The following is a 26,402-nucleotide window of genomic DNA, read 5'->3' as shown; positions in this document are numbered from 1 at the left end:
CCTTCGTCGAGCGGGCCCCAGCAGGGGATCTCGATGCAACAGGTGCCACGGTACGCCATCACTTCCCTGCTCCGCGGGCCTTCGCCCGATCAAGACCTTTCGTGGGCAGGGTTTGTCGTGATGCTGCCTTGCCGGAACAACGCCACAGGCGCGTTCCGCAGCTTGCCGTGGCCTTTCCCCCATCTGGCCAGACAACCCTGGCCCGACCACGAGGCACGCATGAAAACGACCGGCAACACCCTGCTCATCACCGGCGGCACCAGCGGCATCGGCCGCGCGCTCGCCGAAGCCTTCCACGATCGCGGCAACCGCGTCATCGTCGCCGGCAGGCGACGCGCGCTGCTCGACGATATGACCGCGGCCCGTCCCGGCATGGTCGGCCTGTGCGTCGACCTCGACGATCCAGCCTCGCTGTCCTCGTTCGCGAGCGAGGTTCGAACACGCTTCCCCGAACTCAACGTGCTCATCGCCAACGCCGGTATTTCGCGCAGCGAAAACATGGCCGCGGACGACTGGGACATTGCCGACGCGCAGGCGATCGTACAGACCAATATCCTCGGCGTGCTGCGGGTCACCGCGGCGCTGCTGCCGACGCTGAAACGGCAGGCGAACGCGACGATCATGGCGACCAGCTCCAACCTCGCCTTCCTGCCGCGCGCCGACTTTCCGAGCTACTGCGCCAGCAAGGCATTCGTGCATTCGTGGCTGCAGTCGCTGCGTCATCAACTGCGCAAGGTTCCGGTCGAAGTATTGGAACTCGCGCCACCCTACGTGCGCACGCAGCTCACCGGTACACAGCAGGCCCAGGATCCGCGCGCCACGCCGGTCGACGCCTATGTGGCCGAAGTGATGCAGTTGCTCGAACGCGCAGAGCATCCTCGCGGCGAGGTGCTGGTCGAACGCGACCGCGCGCGGCGATGGGCCGAGCGCGATGGCCGCTACGAAGAAACCTTCGCGGCGATGAATCCGGATTGAGCCTGCATCCGGTAACCGGGCCGGCCCGGGAGCGGTTGCGCCGCTCCCGGGCCATCGCGTCGTGGATCGACGGCGGATCGCGGCAGCCGGCCTGACTCGGCGAACATCGGCCAAGGCGATGGCTTGGACCGATCGCGAGAAGACGACACAGGACATCGCGCATGTCTGCTCGAACGTCCTCGCGGCTGTCCCATCGCCGTCGTCATGACATCGCGATCGCTCGCTTGAAGGTTCGCGCAGCAACGCGCTCTTGACCCGCACCCTTCGTCCTCACGCATCGAACGTGCCTGCGTCACGCATCCGCGCGAAAGCGCACAAGCTGTGGCGAAGCACGCGTTACGGCCGCGAGCGCTCGCATAGGATCGACCACATCCGCGACCGCATCGAAGGGGCCGCAGTCGCCGGAGGACGACGCGATCGTCGCGCCGTCGCTGCACATCGGATTTTTTTGTCGCAGGCGTCGCCCGCGGACGCGAAGGCTTCGCGCCGTCTCGCTCCGTGATGCGGCGCTCATGTTTCCCCTACGAGGAGAAGACATCATGAAACTGTTGATGAAGGGCCTGGTTTTTCTCGTCGCATCCGTGTTCGCCGGCGGCGCCTGGGCGCAGAACTGGCAACTGGTATGGAGCGACGAGTTCAACGGATCGATCGGACCGGACTGGGTGTTCGAAACCGGCAACGGCAGCGGCGGCTGGGGCAATAACGAACTGGAGTACTACCGGCGCGAGAACGCCGGCATCGAGAACAACGCCCTGGTCATCAACGCCCGGCGCGAGGATTTCGGCGGTTTCCGCTACACCTCCGCGCGCATGAAGACCCAGGGCATCCGCAACTTCAGGTACGGCAAGATCGAAGCGCGGATGAAGCTGCCCTCGTTCATGGGCGCGTGGCCGGCGTTCTGGGCGCTCGGCGCCAACCTGCCGCAGGTGGGCTGGCCCGACTCGGGCGAGATCGACATCATGGAGCATGTCAACAACGAGGATCGCACCTACGGCACCATCCACTGGCGCGACCACAACGGCAACTACGCCCAGTACGGCGGCAACACGCTGATCAGCGTCGCCGACTGGCACGTGTACTCGGTGGAGTGGGACGCGAACGCGATCCGCTGGTACGTCGACGGCAACAAGTTCCAAGAAGCCAGCATCCAGAACAGCGTCAACGGCACCGAGGAATTCCATCGCGACTTCTTCTTGCTGCTGAACTTCGCCATCGGCGGCAACTGGCCGGGCTTCAACGTCGACGAAAGCAAGCTGCCGGCGAAGATGCTCGTGGACTACGTGCGCGTGTACAACGCCGGCGGCAGCAGCCCGTGGTCGCAGACGCTGGAGGCCGAAAGTTTCGCCGCGCAGAGTGGCGTGCAGGTCGAGGCGTGCTCGGAAGGCGGCTCCAACGTCGGCTGGATCGACACCGGCGACTGGCTGTCGTACAGCAACGTCAACTTCCCCAGCAGCGGCAGCTATCGGGTCGAATATCGCGTGGCGAGCCCCAACGGCGGCGCGCTGTCGCTCGATCTCAACGCCGGCGGCACGGTGCTGGGCCAGGTGCAGGTGCCGGCGACCGGCGGCTGGCAGAACTGGCAGACCGTCTCGCATACGGTCAACGTCAACGCGGGCACCTACAACCTCGGTGTCTACGCGCAGCAGGGCGGATGGAACATCAACTGGATTCGCGTCACTCGCTTGTGAGCACGGCGAGTCGCGAGGTCGGTTGACCCGGTGGGCGCCACGAAGCGGCGCCCACCGCGGTTATCGCCGAGGGACGTCCGTCACGCGGGCGACGGTGACCGCGGCGCCGGGATCGTGACCGCCTGAGCGCCTTCGTCATGAAGAACCGCATAGAATCGCGGTCGATGTCGATGCGCGTGACGGATCTCGACGATCGCCGCGATGACGCCACGGCGTTGCCGACATTCGTCACCGATCGATCGTGCTCCGGGTCCGTCGCGAATGTGCAGCGACGCGGCGCGCGTGTGCATCGCCCACCCCACTGCGCGCGCCATCATGAAACCTTCGCCCTGGCTGGTCCGATCCGGCAATTCCGAACACGCGCGCCTGCGCCTGTTCGCATTTCCTTTCTCCGGCGGCAGCGCGAGTTCGTACGCGTCCTGGCGCAAATGGCTCAGCCCGCAGGTCGAGCTGTTGTGCGTGCAACCGCCCGGACGCGGCATGCGTATGGCCGAGCCGCTGATCCGCGACGTCGACGCTCTGCTGACGCAGTTGCTGCCCGACCTGCTGCCGCTGCTCGACCGGCCTTACCTGCTGTACGGCCACAGCAACGGCGCGCTGATGGCTTTTTCCGCCGCCAACCGCCTGCTGCAATTGGGCGCGCCGCCGCCGCGCGCGATCGCGCTGTCGGCCAAGTGCTCGCCCACCGTGGACCGTCCGCGTGAGCGGGTCAGCGAGCTGCCCGACAATCGTTTTTTGGCCAAGCTGCGCAGCCTCAACGGCACGCCGCGCGAACTGCTCAACGACCCGGAGGTCATGCAACTGTTCTTCCCCGCGCTGCGCGCCGATTTCGCCCTCGGCGAGAACTTCCGCCTGCCGCCGGTGCATCCGGATCTGGCGCGGATCCCGGCGCTTATCCTGGCCGGGGAACAGGACGAAACCCGGGTCGACGACGTGTTCGCCTGGGGCGATCTGTTCGCGGATGCGCAATGCGCGGCGATGACCGGCGGCCATTTTTTCATCAACACCAATCCCGGCTTCGCCCGCAAGCTGGACGCTTTCGTGCGCGTACACTGCCCGCCGCAGACCGAGCCGGTCCCGGGCTGAACGCATCGGCCGCGCCGCGGCCGGGTTATCGCACTCAATCCGCCGACTGCCGGGGCGGCCATCCGATGCGCGCGGCATGGCGCAGGCAGGAACGCACGATCAAGCGGTGAAACGGCGCGATCGCCGCGATATACGCGCGGCCTAGGCGGTTGTGGCAATGCACCGCGGTCGAGACGATCAATCGCCGCCGCGCGACGGCCTCCCCGGGCGGCTGGCACAGCACCGACAGCTTGAAATCCAGGTGCTTGTCGTCTTCGCCCAGCACGATCTCCAAGGGCTGCCGTTCGTAGATGCGGAACATGCCGACGCGCTCGCCGCCGTTGGCGCCGAGCCGGTGCAAGCGCCGCGCGGTCTTCAGGCCGAGCCCCGCCACCAGCGCATCGCGCACGCGCATCAGTCCGCCGATCCAGGCCGGGCTGCGCGCGAACACGAATCGCGCCAAGGTTTCCGGATCGCCGGACGCCTGGTCGGGCAACTCGATCGAATAGGCGTCGTACAAATCCATCGACGGGTACACGCCCGCCACCCGCGAATGCGGCGGCGGCACGACGTCGGTCACTCGATGCAGCGCAATCGACATGGTCCGGACTCCCTGATGTCGGCCCGGTCCGCAGCCGCGCAACGTCGCCGACATCAGTATCGTCCCGTCGCCGACGCGACGCCTGCGACGCAGGCGCCATGCTCCACGCCGCGGATCCATCGGCCGCAGGCGATGGAACACCCCGAAGACCGCGCCGACGATGTCGCCGGCGCGATCGAACCGTCAGAACTTGTAGCCCACCGTGAAGCTGTAGCTGCGGCCGAAGATGCTGGCGTAATCGCTGGAATCGCCGAGGAAACTGTTGGGATCGTAGAACGGCAGGCGATCGAACAGGTTCTTGACGGTGACGCCGACGTTGAGCTTTTCGGTCGGCCGCCAGGTCAGGCTCAGGTTGGCCGTCCACCACGACGGCACGCCGTCGCACTGGGCCTTGGCCACCGGCAGGAAGCCGGCGGTGCAGGTCTGCGGGTTGTTGTCCTGCGCGTCGATGCGTTCCCAGGCCCACTTGGTGGTGCCGACGTAGTTCACGAAGAAGCTGGTGGTCACCTGGCGGTAGTTCCAGTCGGCGTTGATCGTCGCGCGCAGGCGCGGGTTGCCGTAATAGCCCACGGTATTGCCGTAGTACCAGCCGTTTTCGTCGTCCAGATACGCTTGGTTGCGGCGCGCGATGGTCGCGGCCAGGCCGATGTTCAGGCTGCCCCACTCGCCCAACGAGAAGCGGCTGCGCGCATCGATGTCGAAGCCGTCGATCAGGGTGCGGCCCTTGTTCTTGTACTGGCCGACGACACTCGCCACGTTGCCGACGCTGTAGCCCGGCAGCGTGCCCGGGCAGCTCACGCCGCTGGCCGGATCGGCGCACATCGCCGCCAGCGCGGCGACCGCTGCGCGATCGGACTCGGTGATCGGCGAACGCGTCGACGACAGGATGTCTTCGTCCTTGCTGTAGTCGGGCGCGGCGATCTCGTTGCGGCGATAGATGAACCAGTAGTCGGCCGACACCGACAGCCAGTCGAGCGGTTCGAACACGAAGCCCAGGGTGGCGATCTTCGCCTTCTCCGGCTTGAGGTCCTGGTTGGGCTGGGTCATGCGCGCGACGGTGCGGCTGCAGTCGGCATTGAGCAGCGAATTGCCCAGGTCGACATCGCCGCCGCGGCGCGACTGGCGCAACAAGTTGGCGATGGCGTTGGTTTCGGCGCAGCGCACTTCGTCGCGGTAACCGCCGAGTTGGGCGAACACGCCGCCGGTGCCGGACTCGGCCAGGCTCGGCGCGCGGAAACCTTCCGAGTAGGTGCCGCGCAACAGCAGTTGCGGCAAGACCTGATACTTCAGGCCGATCTTCGGCGCGACGTTGGCGCTGAAATTCGGGTACTTGTCCACGCGCAGCGCGGCGTCGAGTTCGAGCTTCTCGGTCAGCGGCGCGACGGTTTCGGCGAACACGGCATAGGTGTTGCGCTTGCCGTCGAACCACGAGCCGCCCTGCTGGGTGATCAGGCCGTTGGCCGCGTCCGAGTTGCCCGGGGTGTAGAAGGTCTCGCGGCTGACGTTGAAGCCGAACGCCGCGCGCACCTCGCCGGCCGGCAACGAGAACAGCGGGCCTTCGATCTTGCCGTCGAGGGTGTGCAGGCGGGTCCAGGACTGGATGTCGAAGGTCGGGAAGGCGGCGCGGATCAATGCGGCGTTGGCCTCGTTGATCTGCCCGAACTTGTACGCCGGATGATCGGAGATGATCACCCGGCCGGTGCCCGGGTCGGTGGTGTACGGGCCGAAGGCTTTCTCGAAGCCTTGCAGGTTGACGTTGATGGTCTGGTAGGTGGTCGAGTGGGTGCCGGCGGTGGCGAACGCGGTTTCCCAGTTCCAGTCGCCGATGGTGCCGCGCAGGCCGCCGAGCGCGCGATAGCTCTTGTCGGTGTTGCGCTGGCCGAAGTAGTTCGCGCCCGCATCCTGCAACAGGTATTGCAGGCCCACCACTCCGCCCATCATCGCCTTGAGCTGCGGGCTGGCGTGGTTGTACTCGTTGTTCGGGCCGAGGAAGGGATACAGGAACTGATTGACCGAAGTGCCGGTGTTGCGCGAGAACCAACTGGTCGGGTTGCCGGTGGTGGTGCTGTAGGCGCGCGGCGTGCCGCCGTTGGCGCGCAGGTCGATGTCGGTATAGGTCGCCTCGGCGAAGGCCTCGGTGCTGTCGCCGATCAGGAAGTGCGCGTTGACATAGGCGGTGTTGCGTTCGGACTTGGCGCCGGCGTCGATCTCGTTGTTCATCCAGGTCTGCCAGATGCAACGCGGACCGGCGGCTTCGGTGGTGAGCACGTTGTTGCAGCCCGGCGCGGCTTCCTGCACGCGCCGGCCGGTGACCGGGTCGAAGGCGAAGTAGCTGCCGGGATTGAACACGCCCGGCTTGCTGCCGGTGCCCAGGCGCAGGTTGTTGAGGTAGTTCGGGTTGTTGACGTAGTACTGCTTGGGCCGCTTGTCGTAGAAATCGCTCAGCGGGATCGCGTCGCGACGGTACAGGTTGACCGAGGCGTAGACGTTGTAGCGGTCTTCGTCGAGGTCGCCGAAACCGGCGGTGATGCTGGCCTGGTGCTCGCCGTAGGAATCGATGCGCGAGGACATGTCGGTGGTGACGTTGACCTCCGCGCCCTGGTAATTGCGCTTGGTGATCACGTTGATCACGCCGGCGACCGCGTCGGTGCCGTACACCGCCGATGCGCCGTCGGTCAGCACTTCCATGCGTTCGATCGCCGCGGCGGGAATGGCGTCGATGTTGACGAACTGGGTCTGGAACCCGGCCGGCGCGCCGTAGTACGACAGGCGACGGCCGTTCAACAGCACCAGCGTGCCCTGCGCGCCCAGGCCGCGCAGATTGGCCTGCGAGGCGCCGTCGGAACCGGTGAACAGCGAGCGCGAATCCTGCTGCGCCGGGCGCGCGGCCGGCAGGTTGTCGAGCACCTGCAGCAGCGTGCGCGCGCCCATGTTCTCGATGTCCTGCTTGCTGACGATCTGCACCGGCGAGGCGGTTTCCACGTCGGTGCGGCGGATGTTGGAACCGGTGACTTCGACCCGCGACAGTTCGGTGGTCTTGTCCTTGCTGTCCGTGCCGGCCGCGCCATCCTGTGCGGCGGCGAGGGACACGTGGCCCAGCAGTGCGACGGCCAGGGCCAGCGACAGCGGGGTGGCGGGGATGCGGTTGGCGCGGTGACGGCGCGTACGGCGGCTTGCGGGCAACATCGGAACTCTCCTGGCAGGACTGCGGCGCGGATGGCGGACGAAGGGCAACAGCGATCCCGGGCCGCGGCCGGATGGCCGCAGTCGGATTGGGCGGGGGGAGGAGCGGTGTTACGGGTTCGTGGTTACGGGTTCGGCGTTACGGATTCGGTTTGACGGGTTCGCTGCGGCGGTTGGGTTGCGTGTTCGGGGGCGTGTTCGGGATCGGGGGTTCGGAAGGTTCATGGCGCGATCACGCTGGCGGTATCGCCCTCCTGGCCGATCAGCACCGCGTTGGCCCAGTTCGCGCACACCTGCGCGGGTTGGCTGCCCTGCGCGCCCAGCGTGCGCAGGCTCAAGGTCGACAGCCCGCGGATATCGAGTTCCGGCTTGACCACGCCGGGCGCTTTCACCAGACCGCTGTCGTAGAGCAGACGATCGTCGCCCCACACCTGGAACTGCAGACCGCCGGCGGCGCGACAGGCATCGTCGATGCCGAGGTCGGCACGCAGCAATCGCCACTGACCTTGCAGGCGCAGATCGATGCGGCTGGTCGGGCCAACACCCAGACCGCGACGGAACAGCAGGCCGTTCATGCGCAGCGCGTCGTCGCCGCGGAACGTGCGATCGGCATGCACTTGGCTGTTCAACGCGGCCGGCAATGGCAACTCGGACAGATAACGCTGCTGCGCCGGACGCTCAGGTTCCTGATGTTCGAGAATGTGGAAACTCGACAGCGCGATCGGCCCGACATCGCGCGGCTGCAGCGCATCGACCGCGCGCGCCGCATTGCCTTGCGCGGCGGTGACCATCGGATCGGTCGCGGATGCGCCGTCGCCCTCGGGGTTCTGCACGCTGAGCACGCGGAAGCGCAGCAGGCGGCCGGCGCGCGCGGGGAACTCGATGCGCTGCGTTTCCTGCTTGAGCTGCAGACGGCCGCGCGCGATCGGCTCGCCCCACTCGCCGTTGCTGTCGCCCAGGTACACCTCGTAGTCGCGGACCTGGCCGTGCTTCCAGTTCTTGTCGTTGCGCGGCGCCAGTTCGATGCCGTCGATCAACTTGCGTTCGCCGAAGCCCACCGTCCATTCGTGCGCGCCGGTCCGCACGGCTTGATTGCGCACGCTGCGGAACCATGTCGCGGGATCGTCGTCGAACGCATTTTCCAGCGCGTGGCCGGGTTCTTCGGCGGGACGATTGACCACCAGCAAGCTGTCGGCCGGCAGCGCGCGACCGAGCGCAGGCGCGGCCGGGAACGCATCGTCGGCGGGCGCCGCGGCGGTGGCGATGTCGAGCGCGATCTGCAGAGGCTTGCGGATATCGACGGCGGCGGTGCGCACATGCAGGCTGCCCTTGCGTTGCGCCGGATCGAAGTACCAGCCTTCCGCGGCCGCCTGCAACGCGGCGGCATCGGCCAGCTTCGGCAGCGCGCGGCCGTCGACCGACACCGCGCGCGGCGCCTGCCGGCTGAGCACGCGCAAGCCGTAGCGACGTTGCGGCAGTTGGCCCTGGTACTGGCCCTGCACCGCATCGATCCGCACGCTCACCGGGCCGCTGCCCTGCGCCGGCGCGCTCATGCGCACTTGCTGGGTGCTCGACTCGCCTTGCTCATAACGACGCGTATTGCCGTCGTCCTCGTACAGCGTGTACTGCGAATCGCCCTGCGGATACAGGTCGAAGGTGATTTCGTCGAGCGGCTTTTCGCCGTCGAACAGCATCGCCGGATGCATCGGCACGATCGCACCGGCGCGCACGAACAGCGGCAGCGTGGCGAGATCGACCTGGCGATCGAGCTCGCGCCCGGCCGCGCCGGCTTGCACGCTGCGTCCGTCCCAGTAATCGATCCAACGGCCGGCCGGCAGATGGATGCCGCGTCGCCAGCCGCGGCTCGCGGCCTGGCTGCGGTAGACCGGCGCCACCAGCAGATCGCGGCCGAGCAGGAACTGGTACTTGTAAGCCTCATCGCGCGCATGCGGGTCTTGCGGGTAATCCCACATCAAGCCGCGCACCGGCGGCGCGCCGGTCTGCGCGGCGTCATGCGCCAGGCCGTACATGTACGGCGTCAGCCGCATCTTCAACTTCAGATAATCGCGATTGATGCTGCGATACGGCTCGTCGAACCACCACGGATGCTTGCGCGCGTTCGACGACCAACCCGACATGCCCATGAGCACCGGCGTAAAGGCTTTCCATTGCAGATCGCGGGTGTAGGTTTCGGCGCTGCCGCCGAAGATCGCATCGACATCGCCGGTGGCGTAGGCCATGCCCGACAGGCCCGAGCCGATCAGGGTCGGCACATGCCAGCGGATGTAATCCCAGCTCGCGCTCTGGTCGCCGGTCCAGGCCACCGCATAGCGCTGGATGCCGGCCCAACCCATCACCGTCCACAGGAACGGGCGCGAATCGGAGTTGTGCAAAATGCCGTTGAACGCCGATTGATTGGCATCCATCGCGAACTGATAGCCCTTGCCGGTCCAGGCCACGTCGAGTTTCTGCACCCGGCTGCCGGCGGTGCCGACTTCCCAGGCGATCTTGTCGACCCCGTTCTCGGTCCACAGGCCGGTGCGGAAGCCGTACTTCGCCAGCCCTTTCACCGTTTCGGGCAATTGCTTGTAGCCGCAGCCGTAGCCGTCGTTGGGCAGGATCCAGCCGCCGGGCATGTCGTGTTCGCGGTACTGGCGCGCGACGCTCTCGACCACGTCGATCGTGGTGCCGGTCGGACCGTCGTGCCAGCCCTCGGGCACGGTGCCGGGCTTCTTGCCGTTGTCGCCGTCGTTGTAGCAATCCGCGTCGCCGTAGGACAGCGCCCAGCGCGGCAACAGGCCGGGACGGCCGGTCAGCTGCGTGTAGCGTTCGAGCAAGTGCGGCAGTTCGCCGACGAAGTAATAAACGTCGAAGCGATCCTCGCGATGCAGCAAGGTGGATTGATCGGGCTGGCGCAGGTCGTAGCTGCCGTCGCTCCACGTGTTGCGCAACATGCCCCAGCCGCGCGAGCTCAGCAGCATCGGCGCGGGGCTCGGGCGATCGCCCTCTTCCCAACCGCCGGAGTACGAGACTTCCAGTTCGCGGCCTTTGAACTGGTAACGGCCGTTCTGCTGGCCGCCGCCGTAGAACGCTTCGTCGGCCTGCGACGACAGCACTTGCACGCTCTGGGTCGCGTCGAGGTCCAGCGGTTGCAGTTCCTGCCACAAGGAGGTGCGGCGTTCGCCGTCGATCCGTTCCAACCGCAGCTTCAACGGTTGCCGCTGCACGTGCAGCACCAGCGCGCCGGTGCGCACGCGCACTTCGGCGGCGTCTTCTTCAAGCGTGGCGTCGACCTTGGCCGCCGGTTGCGGCAGCACGATCGGCGCGGCCTTGTCGCCGGCCGGCGTCAGCTTGCCGCGGCGACCGGCCTGCACCCGCACGAGGTCCTGCGCCAGCACCTCGATGCGCAGCACGCTGCCGCTGTCGGTGCTCAGCTCCCAGCTCGGCGTCGCGCCGGCCTCGGCGCGGACCGCGCGCAGGTTGCCGACCGGCTCGGCCACGGCCGGCGAGGCCAGCAGCGCAGCCAGAATCGTGCTCGAAAGAATCGCGATCGACGGATGCGGACGACGCATGCGGAATGTCACCTTGCCCCCAAGGACCCGCTCGGCGGGCATTCGAAACCTGTTGCGGCCGACTCTAGGGCAGTGATTCGAAAGCTGTCAATGAATTGAAAGAAAAAAGGAAGAATTTATCTGGCAAAACGAAAGATTGTGCAATGCAATACTTTCTAAACATGGCAAAAATCCCTGTTAAGCAAGCAACGAAAGCTCATTCGCGCCGATCTTTCGTTTTTTCCGAGCGAGTTCGAAGAACAAGCTCACCCGATTAATTTCTTTTGTTTTACTTTCGATAATTGACTTTCCGAAAGAAAACGCAGATCGTCACCGCGCTCAACAGGGATTCTCCATGGACCTCACCCCGCTTCCCGACTCGACCGCCTGGCAACGCCTGGGCGGAGCCGATACCGCCGCTGAAATCGCCCAGCAGCCCGCTTTGTGGCTTGAGCTGGCCCGGGATCTGGCGCAGGCGCGCGAACGCGTGCAGACCTTTCTCGGCGACTGCCTCAACGACCCGCGCCAGCGCGTGCTGTTCACCGGCGCCGGCAGTTCGGGCTTCATCGCCGACCTCGTCGCCGACAGCATCAACGCGCAATGGCCGGCCGAAGTGCGCGCGCTGCACACCACCAACCTGCTGACCCATCCGGCGCTGTATCTGCAGCGCGACCGCCCGACCCTGCTGGTGTCGTTCGGCCGCAGCGGTTCCAGCCCAGAGAGCGTGGCCGCGGTCGAACTGGTGCGCGCGCAGGTCGAGCACGCGCGTTTTCTCGACATCACCTGCAATGCGCAGGGCGAACTCGCCCGCCGCGGCGCCGGCCGCGACGACACCTGCACCGTGCTGATGCCGGCGGCGAGTTGCGACCGCGCCTTCGCCATGACCAGCAGCCTGAGCTGCATGCTGCTGACGGCGCTGAGCGTGTTCGACCGCGCGCCGTGGCCGCGGCGGATCGAACGCCTGCAGCAACTGGCCGAACTCGCGCGCGAAGGCCTGTCGCAATGGGACGCGCCGGTCGCGGCCTTGGCGCAGCGGCCGTTCAACCGCGTGATCTACCTGGCCAGCGGCCCGCTGGAAGCCTTGGCGCGCGAAGCCGCGTTGAAGGTGCTCGAACTCACCGCCGGTCGCGTCCTGGCCTTGGCCAATACGCCGCTGGGGTTTCGCCACGGGCCCAAGTCCACGCTCGACGGCGACACCCTGGTCGTGGTGATGCGTAGCAATCACGCATTGGCGCGCCGTTACGAACACGACCTGCTCGACGAACTGCGACGCGACGGCGTCGCCGGGCACGTGCTGTCGATCGGCCCGCACGCCGACATCGGCGGCGATGACGACTACCGCTTGCCAGTGCCGCCGCTGGACGATGGCGCGCTGGCCGACAACGCGTTCGCCGACGGCATGTTTTCTGACAGCTGGCTGGCGCCGGTATGGCTGACTTTCGCGCAGATGTACGCGCTGCAACGTTCGGCCGCGCTCGGCCTGACCCCCGACAATCCCTTCCCGGACGGCACCGTCAACCGGGTGGTCAAGGGCGTCACTATTCACCATGGCTGACGCCGCCGCTTCCACGATCCGCTACGGCATCGACATCGGCGGCACCAAGATCGAACTGGTCGCCTGCGATGCCGCACTGGAAGTGCGCCATCGCCGGCGCATCGCCACGCCGCAGGGCAAATACCCGGGTTTTCTGACCGCGCTCGAAGCGCTGGTCGCCGCGGCCGACGCCGAACTCGGCCTCGCCGACACCGCGATCGGCATCGCCCTGCCCGGCGTGCGCGACCACCGCAGCGGCCGCCAACTCAGCGCCAACGTGCCGGCGCTGACCGGCCACAAGGTCGCCGCCGATCTGCAGGCGCGGCTGCGCCGGCCGCTGCACTTCGGCAACGACCTGCAATGCTTCGCGCTGTCCGAAGCGCATGGCGGCGCCGCCGAAGGTTATCCGAGCATGTACGGCGCGATCCTCGGTACCGGCGCGGGCGGCGGCTATTGCCTGCACGGCCGGTTGATCACCGGCTTCAACGGCCTGGCCGGCGAATGGGGCCACTGGAGCGTACCGGGGCATCTGCTGCAGCGCTACGCCTTGCCGGTGCTGGACTGCGCCTGCGGTCTGCGCGGCTGCGTGGAGCGTTATGTATCGGGCAGCGGCCTGGTCGCGCTGCACCGTCACTTCGGCGGCGAAGCGGCCGACGCGGCCGCGGTGATCGCCCTGGCCGACGCGGGCGACGTGCGCGCACGCGAGGTGATGGCGATCCATCTGGATTTGCTCGGCCACAGCCTGGCCAAGCTGGTGCTGGTGCTGGACCCGCATGTGATCGTGCTCGGCGGCGGCCTGTCGCAACACGCACCGCTGTACGGCGTGCTGCCGGCGGCGGTCGCCGCGCATCTGTTCGACGGCGTGCAGGTGCCGCCGATCGTGCCGCCGCGCTTCGGCGGCGCGGGCGGCGCGCGAGGCGCCGCGTTGCTGGCCTGGCCGTCGGCGTTGTCCTGAGTTTTCCCGGCTTGTACTGAGCCGTCTTGAACCGCGTTGGAGTGTTGCCATGTCGCCCGTGCAATCGCTGATCGCCTCCCACCGCCAGGGCCGCAACGTCGGCCTATACAGCGTGTGCTGCAGCAACGAACTGGTGCTGCGCGCCGCGATGGACGTGGCCCGCCGTCACCACACCTTGCTGCTGATCGAAGCGACCTCCAACCAGGTCGACCAGTTCGGCGGCTACACCGGCATGACCCCGCCGCAATACCGCGACTACGTGCTCGCGTTGGCGCGCGAAGAACAGTTCCCCGCCGATCGGCTGGTGCTCGGCGGCGATCACCTCGGCCCCAACGCCTGGCAGAAGCGCCCGGCCGAAGAAGCGATGGCGCATGCGCGGGTGCTGATCGAAGCCTATGTGGCCGCCGGTTTCCACAAGATCCACCTGGACTGCAGCATGTCCTGCGCCGACGATCCCTCGCCGCTGCCGGACGCGACAGTCGCCGCGCGTTCGGCGGAACTTGCGCGCATCGCCGAACGCACCGCCGCCGCGCACGGCCTGCCGCCGCCGGTGTACGTGATCGGCACCGAAGTGCCGATCCCCGGCGGCGAAGCCTCGCTGGCCGGCGGTCTCGCGGTGACCACGCCACAGGCCGCCGAACAGACCCTGGCCATCCATCGCGAAGCGTTCGCCGCGCCCGATCTGGCGCCGGCCTGGGAGCGGGTGATCGCGATGGTGGTGCAGCCGGGCGTCGACTTCGACCACAGCAGCGTGCACGACTACGATCCGGTCGCGGCCCAGTCGCTGGCCGATTTTCTCGAACGCCAGCCGCGCATCGTGTTCGAGGCGCATTCCACCGACTACCAGCGCGAGGACGGCCTGCACGCGCTGGTGCGCGATCATTTCGCGATCCTCAAGGTCGGCCCGGCCGCGACCTTCGCCTATCGCGAGGCGCTGTTCGCGCTGGCGTCGATCGAAGCCGAACTGCTGCCGCCGGAACAGCGCTCCAACCTGCCGCAGGCGCTGGAACGCTGCATGCTCGACAGCCCGCGCCACTGGCAGCAGCACTACCACGGCGACGAGCGCGAACTGCATCTGCTGCGCCTGTACGCGCTCAGCGACCGCTGCCGTTACTACTGGGGCGAACCGGCGCTGATCGCCGCCGTGCAGCGCCTGTTCGACAACCTGCGCGCGCACGCGCCGCCGCTGTTCCTGCTGAGCCAGCACCTGCCCGAGCAATACCGCGCGGTGCGCGCCGGCGCCCTGGCCAATACGCCCGAAGCGTTGGTGCGCCATCGCATCGGCCTGTGCCTGGACGAATACGCCCGCGCCTGCTCGGCGAATACCGCCGGCGAGCGTGCATCGGCTGAGCGCGCGTCCAGCGCGCCCGCCGCGGCGAACGGCTAATCTTCGACCTTTACCGCGGACCCACCGATGGCCATTCGCAACACCCGCGCCCGCCGGCAACAGATCCTGCAATGCCTGATCGAACTGGGCTCGGTGCAGGTGGCCGAGCTGGTCGATCGCTTCGGCGTGTCGGCGGTGACCATCCGCGCCGACCTGAGCCATATCGAATCGCAGGGCCTGGCCACCCGCACCCACGGCGGCGCCGCGCTGGTGCGCACGCCGCCGCAGGAACAGGACATCCACGAGAAGGACGCGCTCAACCTGCCGCTGAAAGAGCGCATCGGCGCGCGCGCCGCGCAGTTGGTGCAGGCCGGCGACAACATCATCATCGACTCGGGCTCCACCACCATGACCCTGGCCCGCCACCTGCGCGGCCATCGCGATGTCACGGTGATGACCAACGGCCTCAACATCGCCTGGGAACTCGCCAACGCACCCGGCGTCGACGTGCTGCTCAGCGGCGGCGTGCTGCGCAAGCAATCGCTTTCGCTGCAAGGCAGCCAGGCCGAGGCCAGCCTCAACGCCTACAGCTTCGACACTTTGTTCCTCGGCGTGGACGGCCTGGACCTGCAGTTCGGCCTGACCACCCACGACGAGGCCGAGGCGCGCCTCAACCACCGCATGGTCGAACACGCGCGCCGCATCGTGGTGCTGACCGACGCATCGAAATTCGGCCGCGTGAGCCTGCACCGCATCGCCCGCCTCGATCAGATCCACGCCATCATCACCGACGCCGGCATCGACGATCGCTACCGCGAAGGTCTGCAACAACTGGGGATCGAGTTGATCATCGCCGAGGCCACGCCATGAGCGAATTGCGCAGCCTGCAAGGCCGCATCCTGACCTCCGAAGGTTGGCGCCGCGGCGGCATCCGCTTCGACCGCGAGATTCGCACGATCGAAGAGCGCGCCCTTAAAACCAGCGACGGCGACGAATTCATCATCCTGCCGGGCTTCATCGACCTGCACGTGCATGGCGCCGCCGGCGTCGACCTGATGCAGGGCGGCGATGCCGCGCGCACGGTCGCGCGCGCGCACGTTCGCCACGGCACCACCGCCCTGCTCGGAACCACCATGACCGCGGCGGAGCCCGATATCGCGCATGCCTTGCGCGGCCTCGCCACCGCCATCGCCGAACCCGACCCGGAGGCGGCGCGCGTGCTCGGCGTGCATCTGGAAGGGCCGTTCATCAGCCCGCAACGCCTGGGCGCGCAACCGCCGCTGACGGTGGAAGCCACGCTGGAATCGGTGCAACGCCTGCACGCGCTGGCGCCGATCAAGGTGCTGACCTTGGCGCCGGAAATCGGCCACCACACCGAGTTGATCCCGCAGCTGAGCGCGCTGGGCATCCGTGTCCAGATCGGCCACAGCGCCGGCACTTACGAAGACGGCTTGGCCGCATTGCGCGCCGGCGCGTCCGGCTTCACCCATCTGTTCAACGGCATGACCGGCGTCGATCACTACACGCCCGGCATCGCCGCGGCCGCGCTGGCCCACGCCGAATACGCCGAGCTGATCCCCGACCTGCAGCACGTGCATCCCGGCGCGATCCGCCTCGCGCTGCGCTGCATTCCGCGCCTGTACGCGGTCACCGACGCCACCGCCGCCACCGGCATGCCCGACGGCGAGTACGCGTTGGGTTCGCAACGCGTACACAAATGCCTCGGCTGCGTGCGCCTGGCCAGCGGTTCGCTCGCCGGCAGCGCGCTGACCATGGACCAGGCACTGCGCAATCTGGTCGACGTCGGCCTGGACCTCGCCGACGCCGCGCATCGCGTCTCCACCTTCCCCGCCGATTACCTCGGCCTGGCCGACCATGGCCGCATCGCGGTGGGCGCCTGCGCCGACCTGGTTGTGCTGGACGCGCAGTTGCGCATCGTCCAGGTGCATGTCGCCGGGCGCGCTGTCGACTTGTCCTGACGCTCATTTCAAGCCGGGCCGCTTCGCCGGCTCGACGTCACCCGCGCCTTCGTCTGCGAGGCGGATGAGTAGACGCGACATGCGCGCTTGCAACGCCTGAGGTCGAGGGTGTGTGGGACCGCAAAGTGATCACGAACTTCTTCGTTGCGGCCGCTCCAAAGAAAAAGCCCTCCGAACGGAGGGCTTTGTGCGTACTGTTCAATCTTACGCGCTCCAATCCTGGAGCGGGCGCCGATCGGGATGGTAGCGAACATGCCGGGCCGCCACCGATTCCCGGCACAACCCTGTCTGCCGCTACCGCGGGTATCACGCGATTGCTTTCTTCGCGTCCAGGCTCAATCCGCCTGCGCCCACACTTGCCAGCAGCAGAAATCCGCCGGCGATCGCGATGTTCTTCAGGAACATGATCATCTGGATCTGGTCGGCGAATTGATGATGGAAAACGGCGGCGGTCAGCAGACTGAAACCCGCCAGCAGCAAGGCGACGATGCGGGTGCGATAGCCCAGTACGATCAACGCGCCGGAGCCGATCTCGAACACGATCGTCGGCCACAGCAGAGCCCCAGGCAGGTGCATCGCTTCCATATAGCCGCGTGTGGCTTCGGGCGCGCCGATCTTGGACAGGCCGGAAAGGATGAAGATCAGCGCCATCATCACGCGGGCAGCGGATATCGCGGCGGATTGCAGTCGGGTGCTCATATCGGATGGCTCACGGTTGTTTGAGTGGTTGAGTGGTCGAGAAGATGTAGCGGGCGAAGAGCCATCGGCCGTCGGTTTCGCGATGGAATATGAACAGTTCCTGGTTAGCTTCCGCGCTTGCGGGCGCGGCGGAGCCGAGCACTTTCACCGTGCCGTTGGACCGCGTACGGGCGTAGGCCCAGTCGCGCGACAACGGCTGGATCTCGTCGACGGTGAAGTCGACATCCAGTCGGATGGTGTCGAAGACACCGCGATAAGCCGCGCGGACCGCGTCCCGGCCGACGGCGGGAAGGCTGTGCTGTGGCATGAACACCGCGTGCTCGGCATAGAGCTTCATCACACCGTCAATGTCGGAGGCGTTGAGTGCTTGCTCATATCGATTCAGCTGTTGCGTGATCGCGGCTTTGACCGCATCGCTCGACGCGGGTTTGCCCGCGATGGCGACGACTGGAAGCAGCAAGGCCGTCAGCAGCGTGGCCGACCGCAGGCGTTGAATGAGGGTATGCATGGCGGTTTACTCCGGATGTGGGTTACAAGGTGACGACGAACTTGCCGAGCGCGCGATCGCTTTCCATCAGGCTGTGGGCGCGGCGCAATTCGTCGAAGCCGAAGGTCTGGGTACGTAACGAAGGCATGCGTCCCGCGGCGACTTCCCTCGCGATCCAAGCCAACGGCGACTCGGTCAGCGGCATGGCGGCCGATCCGAGCAGGCCGCTCGGAAAGAAGCTCAGCCGCACCGCGCCAGGCAGGTCCTGCATGAGATGGAATTGTTCGAGCACCGGCGGACCGCCTAGCAGACCGATCACCGAAACCGCGCCGAACGGTCTGAGCGTCTTGATCGAATCGCGCAGCGTGGCGGCACCGACGACCTCAAGCACGCCATCGACACCCGACGCAGCGATCTCGCGTACGCTCGCGGCGATCTCGCCGCCATCGATGACGACCTCATCGGCGCCCATGTGCCGCAGCCGCGCCGTGTTTTCGGACGAACGCGTCGTGGCGATGACCTGCAATCCGCGCGCCTTGGCGTAAGTCACCGCCGCGAGGCCGACCGACGAGGTCGCGCCACGCACCAGCAGCGTCTGTCCGGCCTGGATGCCAAGGCTCCGATCGAGCGCGCCCCACACGGTGAGATACGCCTGCGGCAAAGCGGCCAGCTCCTCCCACGACAACGTGCTGTCGTCCAGGGCAACGACGTTGTCGCGCAACACCGTGACTTGTTCTGCGTAGCTGCCGTTGCGGCTGAACTGCATGCCGCCCATTGCCGTCGCCACGCGTTGGCCGATGCGAAACACCCCGGCCGGATCGTGGATGACCTCGCCGACGGCTTCAATGCCGGGCACGACTTGACCGGCGATGGGTCCCATCTTGCCGGCGCGACGATAGACCTCGGCGCGGTTGAGGCCGAACGCCCGCACACGGATCTGCACTTCGTCGGCGCCGGGCTGGGCGGAAGAGAGGTCCCTGAGCAGCAGAGCTTCGGGGCCGCCGGCTTGTTCGATCACATAGGCTTTCATGATCGTGGACTCAGGCGCGCGGCTGGTTGGTGGCGAACAGGTAGCGGTGGATCTTCCATGCGCCGTTTTCGCGACGGAACACGAACAGTTCGTTGTTGCCCTCGGTCACCTCCACGTCCGCGGCGAGGATCTTGGTCCGTCCGGCCGAACTGGTCCGGACCCAGGCCCAATCGCCCGCCTGTTCGATCTCATGGATGTCGAAACCGACCGCGAGCTTGAGAGTGGCGAACACCTGTTCATAGCCGGCACGGACCGCGTCGCGCCCGACGAGGGCGGGAGCGTGCTGCGGCATAAACACCGGGGCGCTGCCGTACAGCGCCAGGATGGTCTCGATATCGTTGGCGTTGAGCGCGGTTTCGTAGGACTTGAGGACGGACTGGATGGACATGGCGGTGACTCCGTAGGGGGCTGTGGTGGCCGGTCTGCCGGCGGGTGAGCTCACTTTTCGACTTCCACTTTCGGCAGGGAATACACATGTGATATAGATTTATTGCCAAAAATGAGAGGGGCGCATGGACCTCAACGCCGTCCAAATGTTCGTCAACGTGGTCCAGGCCGGCAGCCTTTCGGCGGCGGCCGACCGCATGGCCGTTCCACTGCCCACGCTGAGCCGGCGAGTGCGCGAGCTGGAGCGGCAATTGGGCGTGCAATTGCTGGAACGTTCGGTGCGCGGCACCCGCCTCACCGATGCCGGTACGCGCCTGTACGAACACGCCAGCCGCGGGATCGAAACGCTGATGGAGGCCCAGCAAGCGGTGGTCAGCGATCAAACGCAGCTGAAGGGGCGGCTGCGGCTGTCGCTGCCGCCTGCGTACGAGCCGTGGTGGGAACTGCTGTCGGTGTTCCAGCAGCGCTACCCGGATATCCGCTTGCACGTCTACACGACGGCGCGGCGCATCGATCTGATCGAGGATGGGATCGACGTCGCGCTACGCGTGGGTACGATCACCCACGAGACCATGGTTGCGCGGCGCCTGTTGACCTATCGCCACGTGCTGGTCGCCGGTCCGCGCCTGGTGGAACGTCTGGGCATGCCCGAGTCCGTCGAAGCCCTGCATCGTTTTCCCTGCGCCATCTGGACCCCGGCCGCGAACACGCAGGGCGTGTGGCGGCTTGGCGGACAGGCGATCGAGCCCGCGCACGTCCTGGCTACGAACGACTACACGCACCTGCGCAGTCGCGCGCTTGCCGACGAAGTCGTGACCGAGCTACCGCCCTTCCTCGCCTCGGCGGCGATTCGATCCGGTCAACTGATCCCGCTGTTGCCCGACCATCCGATGCCCGAGCAACACATCCACCTGCTGTATCCGTCGCATCGGCATCCCTCGGCTATCGTCAGGACATATCTGGATTTCTGTCAGCAGCATGTATCGAAGCTGGAGGATGCCTGCGCGCTGAATCCTCAATCGCCCAGGGTCTCGTAGAGATCTCGCGGCCATGACTCTGGCGTAAGCCCAGGTCGTTGCCATGGCATGTGTCCATGACCGTGGACATAGGAGCAACCAACGCCCCGGACCCTTGTCGGAACGGCACGCTGGGCCGATCTGAGTTGGGTCGAGACGAGGCGCTTCTATCCGAAGGATTTCTCTTGGCCGAAGCCGCTTCGCGGCTCGGCTCAATTCAGGCACTGGGCCGCTACGCACGGGTCTTGAACCTTCGGCGAACGCGCAGTTGATACGCGGCGGAAATGACCAGCATCGAAAGCAGCGGCGCGCTCAACATGCCGCCGATCGTGGGCGCCGCGATGCGCCGCATGACCTCGGAGCCGGCTCCGCCGCCGACGAGGATAGGCAATAGGCCAGCAAGAATGACCGCGACCGTCATCGCTTTCGGCCGTACACGCTGTACCGCACGTTCGCTATTCGCCGCATCCAGCTCTATCGCGCCGGAAACCGGATTTTCCGCCCGCCGACGCTCCCACGCCTGTCGCAGGTACGACGGCATGATGATGCCGAACTCCACCGCCACGCCGGCCAGCGCGACAAATCCGATCAACCCAGCGACCGACACCGCGCGGCCATCGCCCAGAGCAGCCACAAGCCGCCCACCTCGACGCCAAGGCTGCACCAATCCGACAAAAGTCCACGCGACTATTTTTCGAAGGCTTCAAGCACAAAAAAGCCGCCACTGACTTTGCAGCCAGCGGCGGCTCTTCTCGTCTAAAAACCGCTTGTTTTTAGCCTTTTACCTGCCACGAACAAGTGCAGGCAACTTTACAGTCGATGCAAGCGCTTCTTAGAACGGGATGTCGTCATCGGCGAAGTCGTCGCCGAAATCGTTCGACTTGGCCGGGGGCGCTTCGCGGCGCGGCGGGCCGGCATCGCGATTGCCGCCGTAGTTGCCGCCACCACCGCCGCCGGCTGCGCGCGCCGGGCGCTCGCCACCACCGCCGCCGCGGAAGTCGCTGCGGCCGCCGCCTTCGCGTGCGCCACCGCCACCGCCGCCTTCACCGCCGCCGCCGAGCATCTGCATCTCGTCGGCGATGATGTCGGTGAAATACTTTTCGACGCCGTCTTGGCCGGTGAACTTGTCGTAGCGGATCGAGCCTTCGATGTAGACCTGACGGCCTTTCTTCAGGTACTCGCCGGCGATCTCGCCGAGCTTGCCGAACAGCTTGACCCGGTGCCACTCGGTACGTTCCTGCTGGTTGCCGTCCTTGTCCTTGCGGACGCTGGTGGTCGCCAGGCTGAGGGTGGTCACGGCCATGCCGCCCTGGGTGTATTTGGTCTCCGGATCGTTACCGAGGTTGCCGACCAGGATGACTTTGTTGACGCCGCGTGCCATGGGGTTCCTTAACTATTGCCGGGGTACGGCTGAGATGATGGATTATAGCCCCCCGCTCCGCCATGGGTCCCCGGCGCGGGGACGGGTGGGACTAATCTGGTTAGGTGGTAGGCGGGGCGGGCCTTGCCGGGTGGGGCTTGGGGGGCCTTGAATGGGGCTGTGGATGGCGCTTGCGGCCTGTCTGAACCGGTGCCTCGGCCAAACACGATGGCCGTGGGGCGTTGCACTGGCCCGGAACGAAAGGCGTCGGGGCTGAAGCCCCTCCCACCAAAGCAGTCCCTTTCAAACAACAGCCCGCGCAGGCCGCGGTCACTTTTGTGGGAGGGGCTTCAGTCCCGGCGCTCTCGGCTCAGGTCGCCGCAATCCACTGCCCGTCCCTGCCCTGTTCCTACTGCATATCCCGCAAACTCTCGCGCAACTTGGTCAAGGCCGCGTGGTGCAGCTGCGACACCCGCCCCTTGGTCAGGCCCAGGCTCTGGGCGATGTCCTGAAACGGGACATAGTGGAAATAGTGGGTCTGGATGATCAGCTTCAGCCGCTCGGGCAGGTTGTTCAGCGCGGCGCTCAGGCGATGCTCGGTCTGCCGGCGGTCGACATAGGCCAGCCCGTCGCGGGTGTCGCTGGGGCCGCCGTGGCGGCCGGCTTCGTCGAGCAGGAAGCCCAGGCCCAGGCCGACCACCGAGTCGACGATGCTTTCCAGCGCGTCCTGGCCGCCGTTGTCCTGCAGGCTCTGCAGGCGTTCGCGCAGGGTCGCCTCGTCGCGCGGCGGCGGACGGTCGCCGAGGATCGCGCGCAGGCCGTTGAACACCGCGCCGCGCACGCGCGGCTTGGCATAGACGCGAAAGGTCACGCCGCGCTCGGGGTTGTAGCGGCTCATCGCATCGAGCAGGCCGAGGGTCGCGTTCTGGATGAAATCCTGGCGGTCGACCGGATAGGCGCGGATGCGGCCGTGGACCTGCGAGGCGATCGCCTTGGCCCAGCCGACGTGACGCAGGAACAGCCGATCGCGCGCGTCGTCGCTGCCGCCGCGGTAGCGCTGCCACAGTTCGGCGTCCTCGCCGTCGGCCGTCGCCGTTTCCATCACGCCCCGGTTTCCGTCACGTCCAGTAACTGCTCAACAAGGCCCTGGACACCAGCACCCAGCCGTCGATCAATACGAACAACAGTATTTTCAGCGGCAGGCTGATCGTCGCCGGCGGCACCATGATCATGCCCAAGGCCATCAGCACCGCGCCCACCACCAGGTCGATCAGCAGAAACGGCAGGAAAATCACGAAGCCGATCTGGAACGCGGTCTTGAGTTCGCTGAGCAGGAACGCCGGCAGCAGATGACGGAAACGGATGTCGTCGATGGTCTTCGGCGCCGGCACCCGCGCCATTTCCAGCACCGCGGTCAGGTCCGATTCGCGGGTCTGGCCGACCATGAACTCGCGCATCGGCAGCAGGCCGCGGCGCACCGCTTCGCCGCTGCCGATCTGCTCGGCCATGTACGGTTGCAGCGCGCTGTCGTTGACCTTGTCGAGTACCGGCGCCATCGAGAAATAGGTCAGGCAGATCGACAAGGTCACCACCACCGCGTTCGGCGGCGTCTGCGGCAGGCCCAGGGCGTGGCGCAGCAGCGACAGCACGATCACGATGCGGGTGAACGAGGTCATCGCGATCAACGCCACCGGCAACAGCGACAACGCGGTCAGCGCGATCAGGTTGCGGATCGCCGGCGAGTAGTCCTGCTTGAGCGCTTCGCCCACCAGGTCGCTCGGCGCGGTCACGCCGGCCGCCGCAGCGGCGCCCGCGAACAACAACGCGGCAGCCATGACGCCAACAGCGATCGGCCAACGGCGGCGGTCAGGCGTACGGGTCATGAGGCGAGTTCGCTTGATCGAGAGGTTGCGCGGGACCGAGCTGTGCGCTCGCGGTCGATTCGACAATCAGATAACGGCTGCGTTCGTCGGCGACGCGGTACAGCACGGTGCGCGGGCTCAGCCGCAGCACCTGCTCCACGCGCAGGCGCGAGGCGTCGTCGGCCGCGCCGGTCGGCGCCGGCAGCCAGCGGTTCAACCAGCCTTTGCGCTTGGCGAAAATCAGGCCGCCGAGGCAGGCGCCGAGCAGCACCACCAGCATCAGCAGCACGCCGACCGCCGAATCGGCGACCGATTCGTGCTCGTCGCGAAAACCGATCGGTGCCGCGCTGTGCACCGCGCCCGGCGCGACGACGGGCGCCGCTGCAGGCGCAGCCACAGGCTGGGTCGCCGTCGGCGCGGTTTGCTTAGCGGCCGCTTGCGTTGCGTCAGCGCTCACGCCAGTTCCAGGATCCGCACGCCGAAGTGATCGTCCACCGCGAGCAGCTCGGCGCGCGCGACCGCGCGGCCGTTGAGCATCAAGGTGATCGGCGCTTCCAGCGCTTCGTTCATGTCGATCACGTCGCCGGCCTTGAGCCCGAACAGACGCTCGACCGACAGATTGATCGTGCCGACCTGGGCGGCCAGCGAAACCTGCACATGGCCGATCAGGCCGATGTCCTGGCGCGCGCCGGCGTCGCGCAGATCGAGGGTGGTCTTGTCGGCCGGGATCACTTCGGCGGCTGCACTGTTCTTCATGAGGTTGCCCCTTGCTGCATGGAAATCGAGGAAATACGAATGGCGCGCTGGCCGTCCTGGGCGATCAGCTGACCGCGCGCGAGCGTCGCGCCGGTCGCCGAACGCAAGGTCAATGCGGTGTCGAGCTTGACCGCGGTGCGGATGACTTCGCCCGGCCGCAGATCGAAGGCCTGGCCGATTTCGGCCATGCCCAGATCGAGCACGACCTCCAGGCCGACCTGCGCCTGGGTCATCGCATCGCGGCGCTTGCTCAGCGCGAGCGCCGCGACGGGTTTGTCGACCGGCACCAGCGCATCGCACACGCCGGCGTCGAGGTACAAGGCGATGCGCACGCCGGCCACCTGCACCAGCAGACCGACCACGCCGTGACGCGCCGCCAGCGCGCGTTCGCTCGGCGCGACCGCATCGCTGAGCGCATCGGCGTCGGACGCGGCGGCGAACCAGGCGCGCATCAGATCGCTCCAGGCGCGGCGGCCGACGCCTTCGGCCAGGCCGAGCGTGTCGGATTCGTTGCTGCCGAGCAGGCGTCGCCCCAGTTGATCGAACCCAGCCGAGCCCATGCACGCATGCACCGTGCCGCCGCTGGCGCGCGTGGCGAACCACTGGCCGGCGCCGACACCGCTGTCGAGCGGTTCCAGCTTGAACTCCAGCGCGGCCTTGTCGCTCGACCACTCGCGCAGCCACTCGCCGCCGCGCGCCGACAACAGCGAACGCAGACGCGCCAGGCGGCTCGCGCCGTGCCAGCGCACCGGCAACAACACGGCCATCAGCTGCCCCTCGTGCTGTTGTAGAGCTGCTCGATCATCTCGTTGCTCACGGTCATCACCCGCGAGCTGGCCTGATAGCCGCGCTGGATGATGATCATGTCGGCGAACTCGCGGGTCAGGTCGATGTTGGACAGCTCCAGGCTGCGTCCGACGATGCGGCCGTAGCGCGACTCGCCGGGACGGCCGAGCTCCTTGTCCTGCACGCTCGGCCCCGACACCATGCGGCCGCCGTCGAGCTTGAGCGAGCTTTCGTTGGGCAGCGAGGCCAGCGCCAGACGTGGGCCCTGGCGTTTTTCCTTGGTCGAATACGACAGCTGCAACACGCCCTTCTCGTCGAAGGCCACGTCGTTGTAGCCGAGGATGCCGTGACCGTCGGCGACCGTCGCGGTGACGTTGACGCTGCCGCCGCTGAACGAATAAATGCCGTCGAAACCGCCGGGCGTGCCGAAGTTGAACGTCACCGGCTGCGGCGTGGCGCCGCCGAAGGCGAACTGGGCGGTGAACTCGTTGGTCTCGCGGGTCGGCGTGCCGAGCGTGTCGAACTTCAGGGTATGCGTGGCGATGGTCGCGTCGGTGGAATCCTTGATCACCACGTTGAACTCGGCCGGCATGTTGTTGGCGCTGGTGCGGGTGAACACCGCCGACAGGCGCCGCGCGGTGCCGTTGGAATCGAACACGTCGATCGAGGTGATCGTGTACGGCGTGGTCATGCTCGGAGTCAGCGTGCCCTTGAAGTTGACCTTGCTGGTCAGCTCCGGTGGCAAGGTGCGCATCGGGGTGAGATCGATCGCGGCGAGGTTGCCGTCGCCGTCGTAGCCCATCACTTCGTAGTCCGACACGGTGTCGACCAGCACGCCTTTCTCGTTGAAACGGAACTGGCCGGCGCGGGTGTAGTGCAGTTCGCCGCTGCGATCGCGAAGAATGAAATAGCCCTCGCCGTCGACCGCCATGTCGGTGGCGTTGCCGGTCTGGCGGATGTCGCCCGGTTCGGTGCGCATGCCCTCGCCGCTGATGCGCGAACCCAGGCCGCCGCGCACGTTCTCGAAGAACGCATCGCTGCCGCGGAACCCGGGCGTGTTCATGTTGGACACGTTGTTGCTGATCGTGTTGAGCCCGCGCGAGAAACTGAAAAGTCCCGACAGGCTGTTGAACAAGGCTTGGAACATGAGCGCGCTCCTGC

23 protein-coding genes and 1 pseudogene are annotated in these 26,402 nt (G+C 66.9%); 9 read left to right on the top strand and 15 right to left on the bottom strand.

The window, feature by feature from the left end; genetic code table 11:
• Positions 1-33: 33 nt before the first annotated feature.
• From KME82_RS06955 to KME82_RS06945, 3 genes are all read left to right on the top strand, one after another.
• Positions 34-975: an SDR family oxidoreductase gene (locus KME82_RS06955; RefSeq protein WP_215497874.1), complete on the top strand. Its 942-nt coding sequence runs from the start codon at positions 34-36 to the stop codon at positions 973-975.
• A 539-nt stretch (positions 976-1,514) separates the two neighbouring features.
• Positions 1,515-2,663, top strand: a complete 1,149-nt coding sequence (locus KME82_RS06950; RefSeq protein WP_215497873.1) for a carbohydrate-binding protein — start codon at positions 1,515-1,517, stop codon at positions 2,661-2,663.
• A 315-nt stretch (positions 2,664-2,978) separates the two neighbouring features.
• Entirely contained in the window at positions 2,979-3,749 is a 771-nt protein-coding gene (locus KME82_RS06945) for a thioesterase II family protein (protein ID WP_215497872.1), read from the top strand.
• Between the two features lie 34 nt (positions 3,750-3,783).
• Here KME82_RS06945 and KME82_RS06940 read toward each other — a convergent pair whose 3' ends face one another.
• The 3 genes from KME82_RS06940 to KME82_RS06930 form a co-directional block, all read right to left on the bottom strand.
• The gene (locus tag KME82_RS06940; RefSeq protein ID WP_215497871.1) at positions 3,784-4,329 is read right to left on the bottom strand and encodes a DUF2867 domain-containing protein; all 546 of its coding nucleotides are present in this window, start codon (positions 4,327-4,329) and stop codon (positions 3,784-3,786) included.
• Between the two features lie 183 nt (positions 4,330-4,512).
• Complete coding sequence (locus KME82_RS06935) at positions 4,513-7,515, bottom strand: TonB-dependent receptor domain-containing protein (RefSeq protein WP_215497870.1); 3,003 nt, start codon at positions 7,513-7,515, stop codon at positions 4,513-4,515.
• A 218-nt stretch (positions 7,516-7,733) separates the two neighbouring features.
• Entirely contained in the window at positions 7,734-11,084 is a 3,351-nt protein-coding gene (locus KME82_RS06930) for a TIM-barrel domain-containing protein (protein ID WP_215497869.1), read from the bottom strand.
• Positions 11,085-11,418: 334 nt separating this feature from the next.
• On the opposite strand from KME82_RS06930, the gene KME82_RS06925 reads away from it, so the two are divergent.
• From KME82_RS06925 to nagA, 5 genes are read left to right on the top strand one after another with little or no spacing between them, the layout of a single operon-like run.
• Positions 11,419-12,618: an SIS domain-containing protein gene (locus KME82_RS06925; protein ID WP_215497868.1), complete on the top strand. Its 1,200-nt coding sequence runs from the start codon at positions 11,419-11,421 to the stop codon at positions 12,616-12,618.
• Entirely contained in the window at positions 12,611-13,552 is a 942-nt protein-coding gene (locus KME82_RS06920; protein ID WP_215497867.1) for an ROK family protein, read from the top strand. The genes KME82_RS06925 and KME82_RS06920 overlap by 8 nt, the downstream gene beginning before the upstream one ends.
• Before the next feature lie 49 nt (positions 13,553-13,601).
• Positions 13,602-14,939, top strand: a complete 1,338-nt coding sequence (locus KME82_RS06915) for a D-tagatose-bisphosphate aldolase, class II, non-catalytic subunit (protein WP_215497866.1) — start codon at positions 13,602-13,604, stop codon at positions 14,937-14,939.
• A gap of 33 nt (positions 14,940-14,972) precedes the next feature.
• Positions 14,973-15,749, top strand: a complete 777-nt coding sequence (locus KME82_RS06910; RefSeq protein WP_215498999.1) for a DeoR family transcriptional regulator — start codon at positions 14,973-14,975, stop codon at positions 15,747-15,749.
• Positions 15,746-16,858 (top strand): N-acetylglucosamine-6-phosphate deacetylase, encoded by a 1,113-nt coding sequence (nagA, locus tag KME82_RS06905; RefSeq protein WP_215497865.1) that lies wholly within the window; start codon positions 15,746-15,748, stop codon positions 16,856-16,858. Before KME82_RS06910 ends, nagA begins: the two co-directional genes overlap by 4 nt.
• Before the next feature lie 306 nt (positions 16,859-17,164).
• Here the strand turns inward: nagA and KME82_RS06900 are convergent, their stop codons facing one another.
• The 4 genes from KME82_RS06900 to KME82_RS06885 are packed head-to-tail and all read right to left on the bottom strand — an operon-like array spanning position 17,165 to position 19,462.
• On the bottom strand, positions 17,165-17,557 hold the full coding sequence (locus tag KME82_RS06900; protein WP_215497864.1) for a DoxX family protein: 393 nt from the start codon (positions 17,555-17,557) through the stop codon (positions 17,165-17,167).
• Between the two features lie 10 nt (positions 17,558-17,567).
• Positions 17,568-18,065, bottom strand: a complete 498-nt coding sequence (locus tag KME82_RS06895) for a YybH family protein (protein ID WP_215497863.1) — start codon at positions 18,063-18,065, stop codon at positions 17,568-17,570.
• A gap of 22 nt (positions 18,066-18,087) precedes the next feature.
• Complete coding sequence (locus tag KME82_RS06890) at positions 18,088-19,074, bottom strand: zinc-binding dehydrogenase (RefSeq protein ID WP_215497862.1); 987 nt, start codon at positions 19,072-19,074, stop codon at positions 18,088-18,090.
• Between the two features lie 10 nt (positions 19,075-19,084).
• Positions 19,085-19,462 (bottom strand): YybH family protein, encoded by a 378-nt coding sequence (locus KME82_RS06885; RefSeq protein WP_215497861.1) that lies wholly within the window; start codon positions 19,460-19,462, stop codon positions 19,085-19,087.
• A 124-nt stretch (positions 19,463-19,586) separates the two neighbouring features.
• Between KME82_RS06885 and KME82_RS06880 the strand changes: the two genes are divergently transcribed.
• Positions 19,587-20,498 (top strand): LysR family transcriptional regulator, encoded by a 912-nt coding sequence (locus KME82_RS06880; RefSeq protein ID WP_215497860.1) that lies wholly within the window; start codon positions 19,587-19,589, stop codon positions 20,496-20,498.
• A gap of 211 nt (positions 20,499-20,709) precedes the next feature.
• Here the strand turns inward: KME82_RS06880 and KME82_RS06875 are convergent.
• From KME82_RS06875 to flgF, 8 genes and pseudogenes are all read right to left on the bottom strand, one after another.
• Positions 20,710-21,122: pseudogene (locus tag KME82_RS06875) on the bottom strand (efflux RND transporter permease subunit); the annotation flags it as partial.
• A gap of 187 nt (positions 21,123-21,309) precedes the next feature.
• A complete protein-coding gene (gene ssb, locus KME82_RS06870; RefSeq protein WP_215497859.1) occupies positions 21,310-21,858 on the bottom strand; it encodes a single-stranded DNA-binding protein in 549 nt (182 codons plus the stop codon).
• Positions 21,859-22,246: 388 nt separating this feature from the next.
• Positions 22,247-22,939, bottom strand: a complete 693-nt coding sequence (locus tag KME82_RS06865) for a sigma-70 family RNA polymerase sigma factor (protein WP_215497858.1) — start codon at positions 22,937-22,939, stop codon at positions 22,247-22,249.
• A 16-nt stretch (positions 22,940-22,955) separates the two neighbouring features.
• Positions 22,956-23,720 (bottom strand): flagellar type III secretion system pore protein FliP, encoded by a 765-nt coding sequence (gene fliP, locus KME82_RS06860; protein WP_252255648.1) that lies wholly within the window; start codon positions 23,718-23,720, stop codon positions 22,956-22,958.
• Positions 23,704-24,096: a hypothetical protein gene (locus tag KME82_RS06855; RefSeq protein ID WP_215497857.1), complete on the bottom strand. Its 393-nt coding sequence runs from the start codon at positions 24,094-24,096 to the stop codon at positions 23,704-23,706. Before KME82_RS06855 ends, fliP begins: the two co-directional genes overlap by 17 nt.
• Before the next feature lie 56 nt (positions 24,097-24,152).
• Positions 24,153-24,455 carry a FliM/FliN family flagellar motor switch protein gene (locus tag KME82_RS06850; RefSeq protein WP_082124179.1) on the bottom strand — a complete coding sequence of 101 codons (303 nt, stop codon included), beginning with the start codon at positions 24,453-24,455 and terminating at the stop codon, positions 24,153-24,155.
• Positions 24,452-25,222: a FliM/FliN family flagellar motor switch protein gene (locus KME82_RS06845; protein ID WP_215497856.1), complete on the bottom strand. Its 771-nt coding sequence runs from the start codon at positions 25,220-25,222 to the stop codon at positions 24,452-24,454. Before KME82_RS06845 ends, KME82_RS06850 begins: the two co-directional genes overlap by 4 nt.
• A complete protein-coding gene (gene flgF, locus KME82_RS06840) occupies positions 25,222-26,388 on the bottom strand; it encodes a flagellar basal-body rod protein FlgF (protein ID WP_215497855.1) in 1,167 nt (388 codons plus the stop codon). The genes KME82_RS06845 and flgF overlap by 1 nt, the downstream gene beginning before the upstream one ends.
• Positions 26,389-26,402: the final 14 nt, after the last annotated feature.

Source organism: Lysobacter capsici, from assembly GCF_018732085.1.
Classification (GTDB): domain Bacteria; phylum Pseudomonadota; class Gammaproteobacteria; order Xanthomonadales; family Xanthomonadaceae; genus Lysobacter; species Lysobacter capsici_A.
Note: the sequence above shows the minus strand (reverse complement) of the source record. Positions and strands in the feature narration are given on the sequence as shown.

Excerpts from the sequence above, each read along its gene's own strand:
- KME82_RS06935 (WP_215497870.1), bottom strand. The coding sequence starts at position 7,515 with ATGTTGCCCGCAAGCCGCCGTACGCGCCGTCACCGCGCCAACCGCATC.
- KME82_RS06925 (WP_215497868.1), top strand. The coding sequence starts at position 11,419 with ATGGACCTCACCCCGCTTCCCGACTCGACCGCCTGGCAACGCCTGGGC.
- KME82_RS06930 (WP_215497869.1), bottom strand. The coding sequence starts at position 11,084 with ATGCGTCGTCCGCATCCGTCGATCGCGATTCTTTCGAGCACGATTCTG.
- KME82_RS06885 (WP_215497861.1), bottom strand. The coding sequence starts at position 19,462 with ATGTCCATCCAGTCCGTCCTCAAGTCCTACGAAACCGCGCTCAACGCC.
- KME82_RS06945 (WP_215497872.1), top strand. The coding sequence starts at position 2,979 with ATGAAACCTTCGCCCTGGCTGGTCCGATCCGGCAATTCCGAACACGCG.
- KME82_RS06845 (WP_215497856.1), bottom strand. The coding sequence starts at position 25,222 with ATGGCCGTGTTGTTGCCGGTGCGCTGGCACGGCGCGAGCCGCCTGGCG.
- fliP (WP_252255648.1), bottom strand. The coding sequence starts at position 23,720 with ATGACCCGTACGCCTGACCGCCGCCGTTGGCCGATCGCTGTTGGCGTC.
- KME82_RS06950 (WP_215497873.1), top strand. The coding sequence starts at position 1,515 with ATGAAACTGTTGATGAAGGGCCTGGTTTTTCTCGTCGCATCCGTGTTC.
- KME82_RS06940 (WP_215497871.1), bottom strand. The coding sequence starts at position 4,329 with ATGTCGATTGCGCTGCATCGAGTGACCGACGTCGTGCCGCCGCCGCAT.
- KME82_RS06955 (WP_215497874.1), top strand. The coding sequence starts at position 34 with ATGCAACAGGTGCCACGGTACGCCATCACTTCCCTGCTCCGCGGGCCT.
- KME82_RS06865 (WP_215497858.1), bottom strand. The coding sequence starts at position 22,939 with ATGGAAACGGCGACGGCCGACGGCGAGGACGCCGAACTGTGGCAGCGC.
- KME82_RS06920 (WP_215497867.1), top strand. The coding sequence starts at position 12,611 with ATGGCTGACGCCGCCGCTTCCACGATCCGCTACGGCATCGACATCGGC.
- flgF (WP_215497855.1), bottom strand. The coding sequence starts at position 26,388 with ATGTTCCAAGCCTTGTTCAACAGCCTGTCGGGACTTTTCAGTTTCTCG.
- KME82_RS06880 (WP_215497860.1), top strand. The coding sequence starts at position 19,587 with ATGGACCTCAACGCCGTCCAAATGTTCGTCAACGTGGTCCAGGCCGGC.
- nagA (WP_215497865.1), top strand. The coding sequence starts at position 15,746 with ATGAGCGAATTGCGCAGCCTGCAAGGCCGCATCCTGACCTCCGAAGGT.
- KME82_RS06895 (WP_215497863.1), bottom strand. The coding sequence starts at position 18,065 with ATGCATACCCTCATTCAACGCCTGCGGTCGGCCACGCTGCTGACGGCC.
- KME82_RS06915 (WP_215497866.1), top strand. The coding sequence starts at position 13,602 with ATGTCGCCCGTGCAATCGCTGATCGCCTCCCACCGCCAGGGCCGCAAC.
- KME82_RS06850 (WP_082124179.1), bottom strand. The coding sequence starts at position 24,455 with ATGAAGAACAGTGCAGCCGCCGAAGTGATCCCGGCCGACAAGACCACC.
- KME82_RS06890 (WP_215497862.1), bottom strand. The coding sequence starts at position 19,074 with ATGAAAGCCTATGTGATCGAACAAGCCGGCGGCCCCGAAGCTCTGCTG.
- KME82_RS06900 (WP_215497864.1), bottom strand. The coding sequence starts at position 17,557 with ATGAGCACCCGACTGCAATCCGCCGCGATATCCGCTGCCCGCGTGATG.
- ssb (WP_215497859.1), bottom strand. The coding sequence starts at position 21,858 with ATGGCACGCGGCGTCAACAAAGTCATCCTGGTCGGCAACCTCGGTAAC.